This window comes from Bradyrhizobium sp. Pha-3, from assembly GCF_042258325.1.
Lineage (GTDB): Bacteria > Pseudomonadota > Alphaproteobacteria > Rhizobiales > Xanthobacteraceae > Bradyrhizobium > Bradyrhizobium elkanii.
Genome location: NZ_CP170151.1, coordinates 3,167,873 through 3,183,868, shown reverse-complemented (window position 1 = coordinate 3,183,868; position 15,996 = coordinate 3,167,873). Strand labels below are relative to the sequence as shown.

The window sequence follows — 15,996 nt, the reverse complement described above, 5'->3', positions numbered from 1 at the left end:
CGACGGCGTGACGAAGAACTAACAACTAAAGCAAGAAGAAATGACCACATCTCACATCCCCGAAGACCGCATTCCCGTCATCGTCGGCGTCGGCGAGATCGTCGATCGTCCGAAAGACATCGCCGCCGGCCTCGAGCCGCTCACCTTGCTGGAGGAGGCACTGAAGCGCGCCGAGGCCGACAGCGGCGCCAAGCTGCTCTCCGACCTGCAGTCGCTCGACATCGTCAACTTCCTGAGCTGGCGCTACCGCGATCCCGAGAAGCAGCTGGCGCAGCGGCTCGGCATTCAGCCTTCGCATCTCTATTACGGCCCGGTCGGCGGCGAGAGCCCGATCCGCTACCTGCACGAGGCTGCGCAACGCATCGCGCGCGGCGAATGCAGCGTTGCCGCGGTCTGCGGCGCGGAGGCGCAGTCGACCGCGACCAAGGCGCAGCGCGCCGGCGTGGAGCTGCCGTGGACGCCGTTCGCGCACGACGTGGAGGAGCCGAAGCGCGGCGCCGCGTTCCAGAAACCGATGGCCGTTGCGCTCGGCGTGTTCAGGCCGATCACGGTCTATCCGCTCTATGAGTCCGCAACATCGGCGCATTGGGGCCAGACGCCGCGCGAAGCGCTGAGGGAATCCGGCGACCTGTGGTCGACCTATGCGCGCGTTGCCGCCGACAACCCGAACTCGTGGCTGAAGAAGAGATTTACCGGCGACGAGATCACCACGGCCACGCCCGACAACCGGATGATCGCCTGGCCGTATACAAAACTGATGGTGGCGAACCCGACGGTGAACATGGGCGGCGCGCTGATCCTGACCAGCCTCGCGAAAGCGCGCGCGGCCGGCGTGCCGGAGGAAAAGCTGATCTATCCGCTCGGAGGCGCCTCGGCGGAAGAGCCGCGCGACTATCTGATCCGCGATCAGTTCGTCGAAAGCCACGCGCAGACCGCGGTGCTGAAGGCGGTGATGGATCTCGCCGGCGGCGATGGGAAAAAGTTCGACGCGATCGAGCTGTACAGCTGCTTCCCCTGCGTGCCGAAGATGGCGCGCCGGACGCTCGGCCTTGGGTCCGACGTGCAGCCGACCGTGACGGGGGGTCTCACGTTCTTCGGCGCACCGCTCAACACCTACATGACGCATTCGGCCTGCGCGATGGTGCGCAAGCTCCGCGGCAGCGGCACGCTTGGCCTGCTCTATGGCCAGGGCGGCTTCGTCACCAAACATCATGGCCTCGTGCTGTCGCGCGCGGCGCCGAACGTCGCGCTCAAGCAGGACACGTCCGTGCAGGCGGAGGCCGACCGCAACAGGCGCAACGTGCCCGACTTCACCACGGAAGCTGCGGGGAAAGGTAAGGTCGAGGCCTTCACGGTGATCTATCGCGCCAATGGCGAGGTCGAGCACGGCGTCACCATGCTGCGCACCGAGGACGGCCGCCGCACGCTCGGCCGCATCCCGGCGAGCGACACGGCAACGCTGGCCTATCTGCAGGACATGGATCGCACGCCAGTCGGTACCACTGGCAACATCGTCACCGCCGGCGATGGCATGCTGGAATGGCGGGTGGGGTAACAATTCCTGCCACGCCGCAAAATCCGCCGTCATCCTGAGGTGCGAGCGGAGCGAGCCTCGAAGGATGGGCTGCGAACAGCGTCGTGATCCCATCCTTCGAGGCGCGCAAGGGCGCGCACCTCAGGATGACGGCAGAGCAAGCGGCTTGAGGTGAGAGGCAGGAACGAACTTACCCGTCCTCCCCTACCCCTTCACGTCCTGCTTTTCGGACGCCGTGGTCGGCTTGCCCTTGGCGCCGGCACCGGTGACGCGGACATGGTCGCCGTCGGCGAGTCCGTCCGGCGGGGCGGTGATGATGCGGTCGTCGGGCGCGAGGCCGGTGGCGATCTCGATCTCCTTGCCGAGGTCGCGGCCGATCTTCACGGTCTTGAACAGCACCTTGTCGTCAGGACCGACGGTTGCGACCCGCAGGCCGCTGCTGTTGAAGATCAGCGCGCTGGCGGGAATGCTGAGCGGCGTGGATTCGCGCTGCAAATTGAGCTTCACACTGGCATAGCTGCCTGGCATCAATTCGCCGGAGGAATTGTCGAGCCCGAGCTGCATTCGCGTCGTGCCGGAGGCGACATCGACCGCCTGCGAGGAGGCTTCCACCGTCGCCTGGAAGGTGCGGTTCGGGTAATCCGGCAGCGCCAGCGTGGCCTTGGCACCGATCTTGATCGCCGGGACGTAATTCTGCGGCACGTTGACATAGACGCGCAGCTTGGTGATGTCCGAGATCGTGAACATCGCCGGGCCCGAGTTACCGCCGGCGTTGATCAGCGCGCCGACGTCGGTGTCGCGCGAGGTCACCACGCCGTCGAACGGCGCCGTGATCTTCTTGTAACCGGCGAGCGCTTCCAGCCGCTCGACATTGGCCTGGCCGGCCTTGACCGCACCGTTCTTGTTGGAGAGGTCGGCGGTACGCTCGTCGATCTCCTGGGCGGAGACGAAGTTCGAGGCCACCAGCGTCTTGCGCCGGTTCAGCGTGGCCTCGGAGAGCTTGGCTGAGGCCTGGGCGCTGGCGAGATCGGCGCGCGCCTGCAGCAATTGCTGGTCGAGGTCGGGCGCCTCGATCTCGGCGATCACCTGGCCGGCCTTGACGCGGGCGCCGATGTCGGCGTCCCAGTTCTTGAGATAGCCGGACACCCGGGCATAGATCGGCGCGCGGGAATAGGCCTCGAGCCGGCCCGGCAGGTCGATCGTGGGGCTCAGCGCCTTGGCATTGGGCAGCGCCACCGCGACGGTCGGAATGGCCTGGTCGTCGGTCCATTCCTTCAGCCGTGTGTCCTGTTCCTCACGGGCGCGGATCCCGGTGCCGACGATCAGGCCCGCCCCGACCAAGGCCACCACGCCGAAGATGCCCAGCTTCCGGCGTGAGACCGGGGGGCGCTGTTCAGTGGGCGGCATGCGGAATCTCCGATGAGGCGCCGGCTTTGGCGCCTTGCTTCTTGTGTACCATACTGAATACCACGGGAACAAACATCAGCGTCGCGAAGGTGGCGAAGATCAGGCCGCCGATCACGGCCCGGCCCAAAGGCGCGTTCTGCTCGCCGCCCTCGCCCAGCCCCAGCGCCATCGGCGCCATGCCGATGATCATGGCGAGCGCGGTCATCAGCACCGGGCGGAACCGGACGAAGCCGGCTTCCAGGGCCGCCGCGACGGGATCGCCGAGTTCCTCATAGCGCTCGCGGGCGAAGCTGATCACGAGCACGCTGTTGGCGGTCGCCACGCCCATGCACATGATGGCGCCGGTGAGCGCCGGAACCGACAGCGTGGTCTCCGTCGTGAACAGCATCCAGACGATGCCGGCGAGCGCTGCGGGCAGCGCCGTGATGATCACGAACGGGTCCGACCAGGACTGGAAGTTCACGACGATCAGGAAGTAGATCAGCACGACGGCGCCGAGCAGGCCGAACAAGAGGCCGGTGAAGGCCGAGTTCATGGTCTGCACCTGGCCGAGCAGCACCACGGACGAGCCCTTCGGCACCTCCTTGGCGGTGTCGGCGATCAGCTTGCGCACGTCGGTCGCGACGCCGCCGAGATCGCGGCCTTGCGTCGTGGCGTAGATCTGCACCAGCGACTGGATGTCATATTGCGACACCACCGCGCTCGAGGTCGCGCGCTTGATGTCGGCGATGCCGCCGAGGATCGGCGCCTGGGTGTTGCCGGTCGCGGTGATCGGCAGCGTCTGCAGCGCGCTCAGCGAGTCGATCTGGTATTGCGGCGTCTGCATCACGATCGAATACGACACGCCGTTGTCGGGATTGAGATAATAGGTCGGCGCCACCTGCGAGGAGCCGGCGAGGTTGACCACCAGCGAGTTGGTGACGTCGCGCTCGGTCAGGCCGACATATTGCGCGCGGGTGCGGTCGACATCGATGTTGAAGGTCGGGTTGTTCGGCGACTGCTGGATCCGCGCATCGGCGATGCCGGGGATGCGCTTGATCCCGGCCAGCAGCTTGTTGGCATAGGCGAAGTTGGCATCGAGATTGGCGCCGCGGATCTGCAAATCGATCGGCGCCGGCGCGCCGAAGTTCAGGATCTGGCTGACGATGTCGGCAGGCAGGAACGCGAAGCTGGTGCCCGGGAACAGTCGCGGCAATTGCTCACGCAATGTGCGGACGTGCTCCTCGGTCGGCTTGTGGCCTTCCTTCAGGCGGATCTGGATGTCGCCATCCTGCGGACCGATCACGCCGGTGTTGTTGTAGGTCATGTTTATGCCGGAGATCGGCATGCCGATGTTGTCGGTCATGGTCTCGATCTCGCCGGGCACCAGCTTGCGGATCGCCTTCTGGATGTCGGCGAGCTGGTTGGCGGTCTCCTCGACGCGGGTGCCGACCTGGGTGCGGACATGCATCAGGATGTTGCCGGCATCGACCGACGGGAAGAAGTTGCGCCCGAGGAACGGCACCAAGAGGAACGACGCCGCGACCACCGCGAGGAAGCAGCTCACGAACACCGTGCGGTGACCGAGCGCCATCGCGAGCAGGCCGCGATAGCCGCTGCGGATGCGCTCGAACCGCGCCTCGAAGCCACGCTGGAACCAGACCAGGGGATTGCGCGACTTCGGCGGCGCGCCCTCATGATGCACATGCGCCTGCAGCAAATAGTTCGCCATGGTCGGCACCAAGGTGCGCGACAGGATGAACGACCAGATCATCGCGAACATCACCGCTTCGGCCATCGGCACGAACAGGAAGCGCGCCACGCCGGTGAGGAAGAACATCGGCACGAACACGATGCAGATACAGAGCAGCGAGACGAAGGCCGGCGTCACGATCTGGTTGGCGCCGTCGAGGATCGACTGCTCGACCGGTTTGCCCTGCTCGAGGTGATAATTGATGTTTTCGATCGTCACCGTGGCGTCGTCGACCAGGATGCCGACCGCGAGCGCGAGGCCGCCGAGCGTCATGATGTTCAGCGTCTCGCCGATCAGGGACAGCATGATGATGGCCCCGAGCACCGACAGCGGGATCGACACCGCGATGATGACTGTCGAGCGCCAGCTGCCGAGGAACAAGAGGATCATGATGCTTGTGAGCAGCGCGGCGATCACGCCCTCGAAGGCGACGCCGGTGATCGCGCCGCGGACGAACACCGACTGGTCGCCGATGAAGCCGATCTTGAGCGCATCCGGCATCTGGTCCTTGACCTCGATCACCTTCTGCTTGATGCCGGAGATGATATCGAGCGTCGAGGTGGCGCCGGCCTTCAGCACCATCATCAAGACCGAGCGGTTGCCGTCGACATGGACGATGTTGGTCTGCGGCGGGTTGCCGTCGCGGACCGAGGCGACGTCACGCACATAGACCATCGCGCCGTTGACCTGCTTGATCGGCAGGTCGCCGAGCTCCTCGAGCCGCAGCGGCGAGTTGTTGAGGTTGATGGTGTATTCGAAATTGCCGATCTTCTGCGTGCCGACCGGGGTGATCAGGTTCTGTGCGGCGAGCGCGTTGGCAACGTCCTGGCCCGACAGGCCGCGCGCCTGCAGCGCAGTCGAATTGAGGTCGATCTGGACCTGGCGCTGCTTGCCGCCGAACGGATACGGGATCGCAGCACCGGGCACCGTGACCAGCGGCGTGCGCAGCTGGTTGATGCCGATATCGGCGAGGTTCTGCTCGGTCAGGCCCTCGCCCGACAGCGCGACCTGGATGATCGGAACCGTCGAGGCGCTGTAGTTCAGGATCAGCGGCGGGGTCGCGCCTGGCGGCATCTGCTTGAGCAGGGTCTGCGAGATCGCGGTGACCTGCGCATTGGCGGTGCGGATGTCGACGTTGGGCTGGAAGAAGATCTTGATGATGCCGACGCCGTTATAGGAATTGGCGACGATGTGCTCGATGTCGTTGACGGTCGTGGTCAGCGCGCGCTGGAACGGCGTGGTGATGCGGCCGGACATCTGGTCCGGCGGCAGGCCAGTGTACTGCCAGACCACGCCGATCACGGGGATGCGGATGTCCGGGAAGATGTCGGTCGGCGTGCGCAACGCCGCCAGCGGTCCGATAATCAGCAGCAGGATCGCGAGCACGACGAAAGTATATGGCCGGCTCAGCGCGATACGGACCAGTGCGATCATAAAACAAGCATTCCCGAAATGAAGCCCGCCCAGGCAGAGTAATCGACATTGCAAAAGTCGTTCCGCAGCGGCCGATTTACCCGATGGCGGGCAAAACGCCAACCCGCGGAGCCGCGGCGGCTTTCACTTCCTCGGCATAGTGCGTGAGGCTGCGCGCTCCGATCGGCCATGCCGGGCGCTGTGCCGCCGATCGCGCGCGGATCGTCGTCAAAAAGAGACGGCTCTGCTGCGAATGCGAGCCCGCTGAGGACGCTATTTCGGCCGACGCGAGATTAACGCATCGCTGCTCTGCGAAAATGTAAAACGTGGTGGGCCGGGTCAGCCCACCACGTCGGCATCGGTTACGCGAAGGATGGCGGCCGCCCGAGCGGCGCCGCCGTATCAGGCGGCGCGGACGGCGTCGAGGAACTTGCTGACCTCGACCTTGAGGCGGCTGCTGTCGCCCGAGAGTGATTGGGCCGCCGACAGCACCTGGCTCGACGCCGAGCCGGTTTCGTTGGCGCCATGCTGGACGTCGGTGATGTTGGCCGAGACCTGCTGGGTGCCCTGCGCCGCCTGCTGCACGTTGCGGGAGATTTCCTGCGTCGCCGCGCCCTGCTCTTCGACCGCGGCGGCAATGGTGGACGAGATCTCCGACAGCCGCTCGATGGTCGAGGAGATTTCCTTGATCGCGCCGACCGACTCCTGGGTCGCGGTCTGGATGCCGGCGATCTGCTGGCCGATCTCGCCGGTCGCCTTGGCGGTCTGCTCGGCCAGCGCCTTCACCTCGGACGCCACCACGGCGAAGCCGCGGCCGGCCTCACCGGCGCGCGCCGCCTCGATGGTGGCGTTCAGCGCCAGCAGATTGGTCTGGCCGGCGATGGTGTTGATCAGCTCGACGACGTCGCCGATCCGCGCGGCGGCCTTCGACAGCTCGCTGACGCGATCGTTGGTGGTGCGCGCCTGGCCGACGGCATCGCCGGCCATCCGCGCCGACTCCTGGACCTGGCGGCTGATCTCGGTCACCGACGACGACAGCTCCTCGGTCGCCGACGCCACCGACTGGACATTGGTCGAGGCCTCCTCGGACGCAGCGGCAACCGACGTGGTCAGCTCCTGCGAACGCCGGGCGGTCGACGACAAGGTGCCGGCGGAGGCTTCGAGCTGGGTCGAGGCCGACGACACGGTCTGCACGATCTCGCCGATCATCTGTTCGAAATTGCGGGTGATGGTATCGACCCGGCGGCCGCGCTCGATCTTGGCTTCGGCGTCGGCGGCCGCGGCTTCATCGGCCGCCTTCTTGGCGACCAGGGCTTCCTTGAACACGTGCAGCGTATCGGCCATCGCGCCGATCTCGGTCTTCTCGCCCTGATGCGGCACGTTTGCGGTCAGGTCGCCGCGGCCCAGCGCCTGCATCGGGCTCACGATCGAGGCGATGCCGGCCGAGACGTCGCGGATCATCAGGAAGCTGACGGCGACGCCGACGATGATGGCGGCGCCAAGGATCATCGCAAGCAGCATGACGGCAGACGCGTAGCTGTTTGCCGCCTCCTGCGCCGCCTTGTCGGCGCCGGCATTGTTGAGCTCGATGTCCTTGCGCAGGATCTCGTCGGCCTCGAGGCCGATCTTGTTCACGGTCTTGGCGTTCAGCTCATGCGCTTCGTGCTGGGTCTTGCCGACATCCCTGCGCGACAGCGCCATCACCTCCTCGGTGCCCTTCTTGTAGCGGGTCCAGGCATCGACCCATTGATTGTAGAGCGCGCGCTCGTCGGGCGACGCGATCAGCGGCTCATAGATCGCGCGGACCTTGGTGTTGGCGTCGACCACGGTCGCGAGGGTCTTTTCCTGCGCGAGCTTGTCCTCCAGCGTCTCGGACAGCATGTGCTCGCGGATCACGTTGCGATAGGTGATGACGCCGGCGCGCAGGTCGCCGAGCGCACGCACGCTCGGCAGCCAGCTTGTCGTGATGTCGACGGTGTTGGCATTGATCGACCGTAAATTCACGACCGCGAGCAGGCCCATGCCGGTCATCGCGACAAGCAGGAACGCAACCACGGCAATAATCTTGGCGCGGATCGAGAATTTGGCGAACATCGTGGGGTCTCTTGGATATCGGGCTCGCGAAGCCCGATCGAATGGCTGGGGGCGCGGCGGGACGCCGCAGACATCAAAGCCAGCCCCCCTCCTTAAGTAGGGTTAATTTGGTCCCCCGTTGAACTACTGAGACGCTGTTCGACACCGTGGCATGATGCGCGCCAGCCGCATCAAGGCATCAATGCCAGCGCATCCGAGAAAAACTCCGGTCCGCCGAAATTGCCTGATTTCAGGGCAAGCACCATCTCGCCTCTCCCGGCGCCGACCGCTCGCAGAACCGGCACGCCGGCGGCGATTTCCGCGCCGACCAGGAATCCCGGGATGCGCAGGCGATCGACCACGGCGCCCGAAGTTTCACCACCGGCGACCACCAGCCTGTGCACGCCCGACTGCACCAGACCATCCGCGATGTCGGCCATCGCCTGTTCGATGGCATGCCCGGCTGCATCGCGACCATGACGGGATTGCACAGCTGCCACCTCATCCGGGGTCGAGCTGCTCGCAATCAGGATCGGCCCCGCCCCGAGCCGGTCTCCGGCCCAGGCGAGCGCGCGCTGCGCCTCGTCCTTGCCGGCGACCGCCCGCTCGGGATCGAGGTGCAGGACCGGCATCACCTTCTCGGCGTTGGCGATCTGGCGCAAGGTCGCCTGCGAGCAACTGCCGGCAAGGCACGCCGCCGGGCCGCCGACCGGCGTCGCCAGCATTGCATCCGCGGTGTCCGGTTTGGCCTTGCTCGTGGCGACCAGCGCCCGCGCCAGGCCAAGCCCGATCCCGGAAGCGCCGACTGAAAGACGGTGATCCAGCGCGACCTGCCCGATAGTCTCGAGGTCGCGGTCGAACACCGCATCGACGATGGCGGCGCCGATGCCGCTTTGCGTGAGCTCGGCGAGCTTTGCCCGGACGGCGTCCGCGCCACGGCTCAGCGTCGCCAGATCGACCAGGCCGACCTTGGTCGTGCTTTGCCGCGCCAGCACGCGAACCAGATTGGAATCATGCATCGGGTTGAGCGGATGGTCCTTCAGCGGACTCTCGTTCAGCGGCACCGAGCCGACGAACAGATTGCCCTGGTAGACGGTGCGGCCGGTCTCCGGGAATGCCGGCGTCACCAGCACGATGGCATCCCTGGAATCGGCGCGCAGCGCGTCCATCACGGGGCCGATATTGCCGGCATCGGTTGAATCGAAGGTCGAGCAGATCTTGAACAGGATATGTTTGGCGCCGCGGCCGCGCAGCCAGGCCTCCGCTGCGCGCGAACGCGTCACGGCGAGGCCGGCCTCGATCGAGCGGCTCTTCAGCGACACCACGACGGCGTCGACCTCGGGCAGCGCGAGATCGTCCGCAGGCACGCCGATGGTCTGCACCGTGCGCAGGCCGGCGCGGGTCAGCGTGTTGGCGAGGTCGGAGGCGCCGGTATAGTCGTCGGCGACGCAGCCAAGAGACAGTTTTCCGGCTGCTGTCACGGCTTCACTCCGGCATAGGGCTTGAACCAGGCGAGACCGTCGGTGGTCTTGCCGCGCGGATTGTACTCGCAGCCGACGAAGCCGCCATAGCCGAGCCGGTCGAGCTCGCCGAACAGGAACGGATAGTTCAGCTCCTCGCCGTCGGGCTCGTTGCGCGATGGGATCGACGCGATCTGGATGTGGCCAATGATCGGCATCATCTCGCGCAGCCGCATGGTGACGTCGCCATGGATGATCTGGCAGTGGTAGATGTCGAACTGCAGCTTCAGGTTCGCAATCTTGAGCTCGTTGATCAGGTCGCGCGCGAAGATGAAGTCGTTGAGGAAGTAGCCGGGCACGTTGCGCGGATTGATCGGCTCGATCACGAGGTCGAGGCCGTGCGGCGCGAAGAACTCCGCGGTATGGGCGACCGATTTACGAAACGCGGCGACCGCCGTGGCATCGCTGCGGTCGGCTATTCCCGCCATCAGATGCACCCGCTTGACGCCGGTCGCCTGCACATAGGGCAGCGCGGTCTTCAGGCTTTGCTGGAGGTCGGCGAAGCGATCGGGCAGCGCGGCAAACCCCTTCTCGCCGGCGTTCCAGTCGCCCGGCGGCAAGTTGAACAGCGCCTGCGTCAGCCCATTGCCTTTCAGCCGCTTGCCGACCTCCTCGGCCGGATGGTCGTAAGGAAACAGGAACTCGACCGCGGTGAAGCCCGCTTTCGCCGCCGCCTCGAAGCGGTCGAGAAACGGGACCTCGTTGAACATCATGGTGAGGTTGGCGGCAAAACGGGGCATTGCAGGATCCTCTTATTTCTCGCCTGGAAGCTTGGTGCCGGTAACCTGCGCATACATCCGCGCCACCGACGCATCGTCGTCGCGGCCCATGCCGGCGGCCGCCGTCATCAGGAACATCTGCAAGGCGGCGGCCGAGACCGGCACCGGGAAGCGTGCATTGCGCGCCATGTCCTGGATGATGCCGAGGTCTTTCACAAAAATTTCCACGGCGCTGCGCGGCGCATAGTCGCCGTCGAGCACATGCGGCATGCGGTTCTCGAACATCCAGGAATTGCCGGCGGAAGCGGTGATCACCTCATAGACCTTGCGGATGTCGAGGCCCTGCTTGGCGGCAAAGGCGATCGCCTCCGAGGCGGCCGCGATATGCACGCCGGCCAGCAGCTGGTTGATCATCTTGAACGCAGCACCCTGCCCCGCGGCATCGCCGAGCTCGTAGAGTTTGGCCGCCATCGCATCCAGCGCCGGCCGCGCCTTCGCAAACGCCGCCGCACTGCCGGAGGCGAGAATTGTCAATTCGCCCTGCGCCGCGCGTTGCGCGCCGCCGGAGATCGGGGCGTCGAGATAATGCCGCCCGGTCGCCTCGAGCTGTTTTGCGAGGCGCCGCGCGATATCGGGGTCCATGGTCGCCGAGGAGATGAAGACCGCGTCCTTGGCCAAGGTCTCGGCGACACCGTCCTTGCCGAACAGGATCCCTTCAGTCTGCGCGGCGTTGACGACGACGCTGACGACGATGTCGGCATCCTTGGCCGCCTCGGCCGGCGACCTGGCGCCCTTGCCGCCGTCGGCGACGAAGCGCGCCACCGCATCGGCCGACACGTCGCAGCCGGTCACCTCGAAACCGGCCCGCCTGAGCGAGGTCGCCATGCCGTATCCCATCGAGCCCAGCCCGATGACGGCGACACGTGATGGTGCGGAACTGGACATGTGGCGATCCCTGAACATTTTTAGTTGTTTGAGCATGACCTTTTCGGAAAACCGGCTGCCACTTTGCGCCAGCGCGGCCTTCCGGGTCCGGTTCACACTCGTTGCTGCTTGCCTATCACGGCTTGGCCGCGCTGCCAAAGCATGAGACAAAGCGGAAAACGGATAGCGCCGAAGATGGCGCCACGAGCGAAACCGGATGAGCGAAACAAAGCTTCGTGAGGATATCTGCCGCTTCGGCCGCTCGCTGTTCGAGCGCGGCCTGACGCCGGGGTCCTCGGGCAATATCAGCGTCCGGCTCGACGACGGCGGCTGGCTGGTGACGCCGACCAACGCCTCGCTCGGCTTCCTCGATCCGGCGAAAATGTCACGGCTCGACGGCAACGGCCGGCTCGTCTCCGGCGGCGCCCCGACCAAGGAAGTGCCGCTGCACACCGCGCTCTACCAGACGCGCCCCTCCGCCGGCGCCGTGGTGCACCTGCACTCGACCCATTCCGTCGCGCTCTCGATGCTGCCCGAGATCGACCCGCGCGCCGCGCTGCCGCCGATGACGGCCTATTACGTCATGAAGTGCGGCCAGACCGCGCTGGTGCCCTATTATCGCCCCGGCGATCCCGCCGTTGCCGATGCGATCCGGGGGCTGGCCGGGAAATATTCATCGGTGCTGCTCGCCAATCATGGTCCCGTGGTGTCGGGCGATACGCTGGAAGCGGCGGTGTTCGCGACCGAGGAGCTCGAGGAAACCGCAAAGCTCTATCTGCTGCTGCGCGGGCTGAACCCGCGCTATTTGTCGCCCGACCAGGTGGCGGATTTGACAAGGACGTTCGGGCTCGTGCTGCCGGATCACCCTCACTAGATCAAGCGGAGGATCGATATGCGGAAGACAGTCATGATGAGGTTCACAGGCTTGGCGTTAGCGGTTCCGTTCGCCGTTGGCCTTGCGGCGTCCGACGCACGGACCGAAGAGACCTTGCAAGGCATGCTGGCAACCCAGCTGCGCGCGCAGGGCTATCCTTGCGACAAGCCGCTCAAGGCCGAACGGGACGACAAGCTCTCCAAGCCCGACAACGAGGCCTGGACGCTGACCTGCAGCAACGCCACCTATCGCGTCAGCCGCGTGCCGGACCTCGCCGCCAAGGTCGAAAAGATCGACGAGGGCAAGTAGGCAGCGTGGGCTGGTTCAGTAGCCCGCATGAGCGCAGCGATATGCGAGACGCCCCGGATGTCGCTGCGCTCATCCGGGCTACGGGCTGGACAGCGCGCACCACATACACTGGCGTCATCCCCGCGCAAAGGCGAAGCCTTTGTCGCTGGAGGTGCGAGCGTAGAGATATTCCGTCGCTACAGCCCCAGATACGCCTTGCGCACATCCGGATTGCCGCTGATCTCGGCGGCGGTGCCCTGCATCAGCACGCGGCCGGTCTGCAGGATGTAGGCGCGGTCGGCGATCTCGAGGCATTCGGCCATGCGCTGCTCGACGATCAGCACCGTCATGCCGGCGTCGCGGATGCGCTTCACGGCCTGGAAGATCTCGTCGACCAGTTTCGGCATGATGCCCTGCGACGGTTCGTCGAGCATCAGAAGCCGCGGCCGCGTCATCAGCGCGCGGCCGATCGCGAGCATCTGCTGCTCGCCGCCGGACAAGGTCTCGGCACGCTGGTCGAGCCGTTCGCCAAGTCGCGGAAACAGCTTGAACACCAGATCGAGCGGCGCGTCGCGGTCGGATTGGCTGCGATAGAGATAGCTGCCGAGCCGCAGATTGTCGCGCACCGACAGCCGCGGAAACAGCCGGCGGTTCTCCGGCACGTAGGCGATGCCGCTTGATGTGATGACGTGCTGCGGCTGGCCGTCGATACGCTTGCCGTCGAAGGTGACGGTTCCTGCGCGCGGCCGCTCGGCACCGGCGATCGACTTGAGCAATGTCGACTTGCCCGCGCCGTTGGCGCCGGCGACGCAGACGATCTCGCCCTTGGTGACGTCGATCGACACCGAGGAGATCGCAACCAGGCCCTGATAGGCGGTGGTGACTTCACGCACCGACAGCATGACGATCCCCGAGATAGGCAGAAATGACTTCCGGATTGCGGACGACCTCAGTCGGCTTGCCCTCGACCAGCACCTTGCCGAGATTGAGCACGATGGCGCGATCGACCAGCGGCATCACGATCTCCATCACGTGCTCGACCATCAGCACGGTGACGCCGGTGGCGCGCACCTTGCGCACCAGCTCGACGCCGGTCTGTGCCTCGACCGGCGTCAGTCCGGTGAGGACTTCGTCGAGCAGCAGCAGCTTCGGCTCGGTGGCGAGCGCGCGGGCGACCTCGAGCCGGCGCTTCTCGGACGGGACGAGGTCGGCGGCAAGCTTGTCGGCGCGCGCCGCAAGTCCGCAGAACTCCAGCACCTCATAGGCCTTCTGCCGCGCGATGCGCATCTTGGTGTTGCGGATCAGCGCGCCGACGATGACGTTGTCGATCACGGTCATGGTCTCAAAACTCTTGACCACCTGGAAGGTGCGCCCGACGCCGCGCTGGCAGCGTTCCGCCGCCGGCAGCTTTGTCACGTCCTCGCCGTCGAAGATGATCGAGCCCTGGGTCGGCGGCAGCACGCCCGCGATCAGGTTGAACAGCGTCGACTTGCCGGCGCCGTTCGGGCCGATCAGGCCGACGATCTCGCCGCGCCCGACCGAAATCGAGACGTCGCTGTTGGCGACGAGGCCGCCGAAGCGCTGCCAGACGCCACGCGTTTCCAGAAGCGCCGTCATCGTGCAGCTCCCTTGCGCAGGGAGAATACGCTGACCAGGCCGCGCGGCAGCGCCAGCGAGATCACGACAATCAGCGTGCCGTAGACGATGAGGTCGACGCCTCGCCCGGAGCCGCCGATGAACGAGCGCGTCAGCTCGGTGAGCGGGATCAGGATGACGGCACCGAGCACCGGCCCCCACAGCGTGCCGATGCCGCCAAGCACCGCGGGCAGCGCCATCAGCAGCGAGAACTGGAAGCCCATCACGCTTTCAGGATCGATGTAGGAGACGAACTGGGCGTAGAAGCTGCCGCCGACCGCAACGAGGAAGGCCGAGACCGCCGCCGCGCCCATCTTGGAATTGAACACGACCACGCCGAGGCTTTCGGCCGCGTCCGGGTTGTCCTTCACCGCGCGCCACCAATAGCCCCATTTGGAATCCTCCAGCCACCAGGTGACGAACCAGGCGACGCAGGCCAGCGCCAGCGCGAAATAGAAGTAAGGCAGCTTCGAGCGGGTGAACTGGAATTTCAGCCAGCTGTCGCCGCGCACCGGGATGTCGATGCCGAGCGCCGCGCCGGCCCAATCCCAGTTCTGGATCAACAGCAGCGCGATCTCGGCGATCACGATGGTCGCGATCACGAAGTAATGCCCGCGCAGGCGGAAGCAGGGATAGCCGAGCGCCATCGCGATCAAGGCGGAGATCGCCCCGCCGGCCAGCATGCCGAACCAGGGCAGCACGCCGAACTTGGTGAACAGGAGCGCGGTGGTATAGGCGCCGAGCCCGAAATACAGCGCATGGCCGAGCGAGATCTGGCCGCAATAGCCGGACAGGATGTTCCAGCTCTGCGACAGCGCCGCATACATCAGCGTCAGCACCATGATGTTCTGGACGTAGACGTCCTTGACGAACAGCGGCACCAGCGCGGCGATCACCGCGAGGCAGGCCGCCACGATCAGGTCACGCCTGCGGCGTTGGGCGAACTGGGTGTCCATCACATCGATCCGAACAGGCCACGCGGGCGGATGAAGACGACCAGCAGGTAAACGGCATAGATGCCGACCGATTTCAGCGACGGCGGCAGGATCAGCGCGGTGGTCGCCTCCACCAGGCCGACGATGATGCCGCCGGCAAAGGCGCCGAACACGCTGCCGAAGCCGCCGAGCGCCACGGTGACGTAGGCGATCAGGGCGAACGACGCGCCGACATCGGGATAGACGTAGAAGAAGATCGCCATGATGGCGCCGGCGAGGCCGACCAGCGCCGCGCCGAGGCCCCAGCCGAGCGCGAACACCCGGTTCTTGTCGATGCCGACCAGCGCCACCGCACCGGCGTCCTCGCGCGTCGCTTCGAGCGCGCGGCCGAAATCGGTGCGATTGATGAAGAAGTAGAGCGCGACGAAGGCCGCGATCGACAGCATCGCGCCGATCAGCTGCGGCTCCGGCAGATAGATGCCGGCGATCGACACCGTCTTGCCGCCGACCCAGGAGTTGGTGACGCTGCGGTAGTCGGGCGTGAAGAAGAACTGGGCGAGGCCCCGCATCACGATCGCAAGGCCGAAGGTCGAGAAGATCTGCACCATGCCGGCATTGGCCTTGGCGCGCATCGCGAAGCGGACGATCAACAGATAGACCACCGCGCCGAACACGAACAGCGCCGCGGCGACCAGCGGCGCCGAGAGCAAGGGATCGATCGCGAAGAACGCGAACAGGAAGAAGGTCGCGTACATCGCGATCATCAGGAACTCGCCGTGCGCGAAATTCACGACGTCCATCAATCCGAAGATCAATGCGAGGCCTGCGGCGATCAGTCCGTAGAGCAGCCCCATCAACAGGCCGCTCGCCAAACTCTGGATAATGGTCTCGGCTGTCACCGCCGTCTGTCCCCTCAATAGCGTTTTCGAGCGAACTAAATCG

General features: G+C 65.8%; 13 protein-coding genes. 3 read left to right on the top strand and 10 right to left on the bottom strand.

Annotation, left to right across the window (positions count from 1 at the left end; translation table 11 throughout):
* The first annotated feature begins 40 nt into the window (after window positions 1-40).
* Window positions 41-1,555, top strand: a complete 1,515-nt coding sequence (locus ACE10X_RS14825; protein ID WP_038388000.1) for an acetyl-CoA acetyltransferase — start codon at window positions 41-43, stop codon at window positions 1,553-1,555.
* 183 nt (window positions 1,556-1,738) lie between these two features.
* On the opposite strand, the gene ACE10X_RS14820 is transcribed toward ACE10X_RS14825, so the two are convergent.
* The 6 genes from ACE10X_RS14820 to ltnD all read right to left on the bottom strand — a co-directional run bounded on the left by ACE10X_RS14820 (window position 1,739) and on the right by ltnD (window position 11,343).
* Window positions 1,739-2,941: an efflux RND transporter periplasmic adaptor subunit gene (locus ACE10X_RS14820; RefSeq protein WP_038379444.1), complete on the bottom strand. Its 1,203-nt coding sequence runs from the start codon at window positions 2,939-2,941 to the stop codon at window positions 1,739-1,741.
* Complete coding sequence (locus ACE10X_RS14815) at window positions 2,928-6,107, bottom strand: efflux RND transporter permease subunit (RefSeq protein ID WP_375764282.1); 3,180 nt, start codon at window positions 6,105-6,107, stop codon at window positions 2,928-2,930. The genes ACE10X_RS14820 and ACE10X_RS14815 overlap by 14 nt, the downstream gene beginning before the upstream one ends.
* 381 nt (window positions 6,108-6,488) lie before the next feature.
* Window positions 6,489-8,180 carry a methyl-accepting chemotaxis protein gene (locus ACE10X_RS14810; protein WP_038387995.1) on the bottom strand — a complete coding sequence of 564 codons (1,692 nt, stop codon included), beginning with the start codon at window positions 8,178-8,180 and terminating at the stop codon, window positions 6,489-6,491.
* A 170-nt stretch (window positions 8,181-8,350) separates the two neighbouring features.
* Window positions 8,351-9,640 carry a 3-oxo-tetronate kinase gene (gene otnK / locus ACE10X_RS14805; protein WP_038387994.1) on the bottom strand — a complete coding sequence of 430 codons (1,290 nt, stop codon included), beginning with the start codon at window positions 9,638-9,640 and terminating at the stop codon, window positions 8,351-8,353.
* On the bottom strand, window positions 9,637-10,419 hold the full coding sequence (gene otnI, locus ACE10X_RS14800) for a 2-oxo-tetronate isomerase (protein ID WP_038387993.1): 783 nt from the start codon (window positions 10,417-10,419) through the stop codon (window positions 9,637-9,639). The genes otnK and otnI overlap by 4 nt, the downstream gene beginning before the upstream one ends.
* A 12-nt stretch (window positions 10,420-10,431) precedes the next feature.
* A complete protein-coding gene (ltnD, locus tag ACE10X_RS14795) occupies window positions 10,432-11,343 on the bottom strand; it encodes an L-threonate dehydrogenase (protein WP_038387992.1) in 912 nt (303 codons plus the stop codon).
* Window positions 11,344-11,539: 196 nt separating this feature from the next.
* On the opposite strand from ltnD, the gene ACE10X_RS14790 reads away from it, so the two are divergent.
* Both ACE10X_RS14790 and ACE10X_RS14785 read left to right on the top strand, forming a co-directional pair.
* A complete protein-coding gene (locus ACE10X_RS14790) occupies window positions 11,540-12,196 on the top strand; it encodes an aldolase (RefSeq protein ID WP_038387991.1) in 657 nt (218 codons plus the stop codon).
* Between the two features lie 33 nt (window positions 12,197-12,229).
* Window positions 12,230-12,505: a hypothetical protein gene (locus ACE10X_RS14785; RefSeq protein ID WP_018270526.1), complete on the top strand. Its 276-nt coding sequence runs from the start codon at window positions 12,230-12,232 to the stop codon at window positions 12,503-12,505.
* A 176-nt stretch (window positions 12,506-12,681) separates the two neighbouring features.
* On the opposite strand, the gene ACE10X_RS14780 is transcribed toward ACE10X_RS14785, so the two are convergent.
* From ACE10X_RS14780 to ACE10X_RS14765, 4 genes are read right to left on the bottom strand one after another with little or no spacing between them, the layout of a single operon-like run.
* A complete protein-coding gene (locus ACE10X_RS14780) occupies window positions 12,682-13,386 on the bottom strand; it encodes an ABC transporter ATP-binding protein (RefSeq protein WP_018270525.1) in 705 nt (234 codons plus the stop codon).
* Window positions 13,370-14,101, bottom strand: coding sequence for an ABC transporter ATP-binding protein (locus tag ACE10X_RS14775; RefSeq protein ID WP_028338762.1), 732 nt, complete (start codon window positions 14,099-14,101; stop codon window positions 13,370-13,372). The genes ACE10X_RS14780 and ACE10X_RS14775 overlap by 17 nt, the downstream gene beginning before the upstream one ends.
* Entirely contained in the window at window positions 14,098-15,075 is a 978-nt protein-coding gene (locus ACE10X_RS14770; protein ID WP_038387989.1) for a branched-chain amino acid ABC transporter permease, read from the bottom strand. Before ACE10X_RS14770 ends, ACE10X_RS14775 begins: the two co-directional genes overlap by 4 nt.
* On the bottom strand, window positions 15,075-15,908 hold the full coding sequence (locus ACE10X_RS14765) for a branched-chain amino acid ABC transporter permease (protein ID WP_016842864.1): 834 nt from the start codon (window positions 15,906-15,908) through the stop codon (window positions 15,075-15,077). The genes ACE10X_RS14770 and ACE10X_RS14765 overlap by 1 nt, the downstream gene beginning before the upstream one ends.
* Between the last annotated feature and the right edge of the window lie 88 nt (window positions 15,909-15,996).

Coding starts and splice junctions, on each gene's coding strand:
- ltnD (WP_038387992.1), bottom strand. CDS start 11,343: ATGTCCAGTTCCGCACCATCACGTGTCGCCGTCATCGGGCTGGGCTCG.
- ACE10X_RS14770 (WP_038387989.1), bottom strand. CDS start 15,075: ATGGACACCCAGTTCGCCCAACGCCGCAGGCGTGACCTGATCGTGGCG.
- ACE10X_RS14810 (WP_038387995.1), bottom strand. CDS start 8,180: ATGTTCGCCAAATTCTCGATCCGCGCCAAGATTATTGCCGTGGTTGCG.
- ACE10X_RS14815 (WP_375764282.1), bottom strand. CDS start 6,107: ATGATCGCACTGGTCCGTATCGCGCTGAGCCGGCCATATACTTTCGTC.
- ACE10X_RS14825 (WP_038388000.1), top strand. CDS start 41: ATGACCACATCTCACATCCCCGAAGACCGCATTCCCGTCATCGTCGGC.
- ACE10X_RS14780 (WP_018270525.1), bottom strand. CDS start 13,386: ATGCTGTCGGTGCGTGAAGTCACCACCGCCTATCAGGGCCTGGTTGCG.
- ACE10X_RS14790 (WP_038387991.1), top strand. CDS start 11,540: ATGAGCGAAACAAAGCTTCGTGAGGATATCTGCCGCTTCGGCCGCTCG.
- otnI (WP_038387993.1), bottom strand. CDS start 10,419: ATGCCCCGTTTTGCCGCCAACCTCACCATGATGTTCAACGAGGTCCCG.
- ACE10X_RS14820 (WP_038379444.1), bottom strand. CDS start 2,941: ATGCCGCCCACTGAACAGCGCCCCCCGGTCTCACGCCGGAAGCTGGGC.
- ACE10X_RS14785 (WP_018270526.1), top strand. CDS start 12,230: ATGATGAGGTTCACAGGCTTGGCGTTAGCGGTTCCGTTCGCCGTTGGC.
- ACE10X_RS14775 (WP_028338762.1), bottom strand. CDS start 14,101: ATGACGGCGCTTCTGGAAACGCGTGGCGTCTGGCAGCGCTTCGGCGGC.
- ACE10X_RS14765 (WP_016842864.1), bottom strand. CDS start 15,908: ATGGGGCTGCTCTACGGACTGATCGCCGCAGGCCTCGCATTGATCTTC.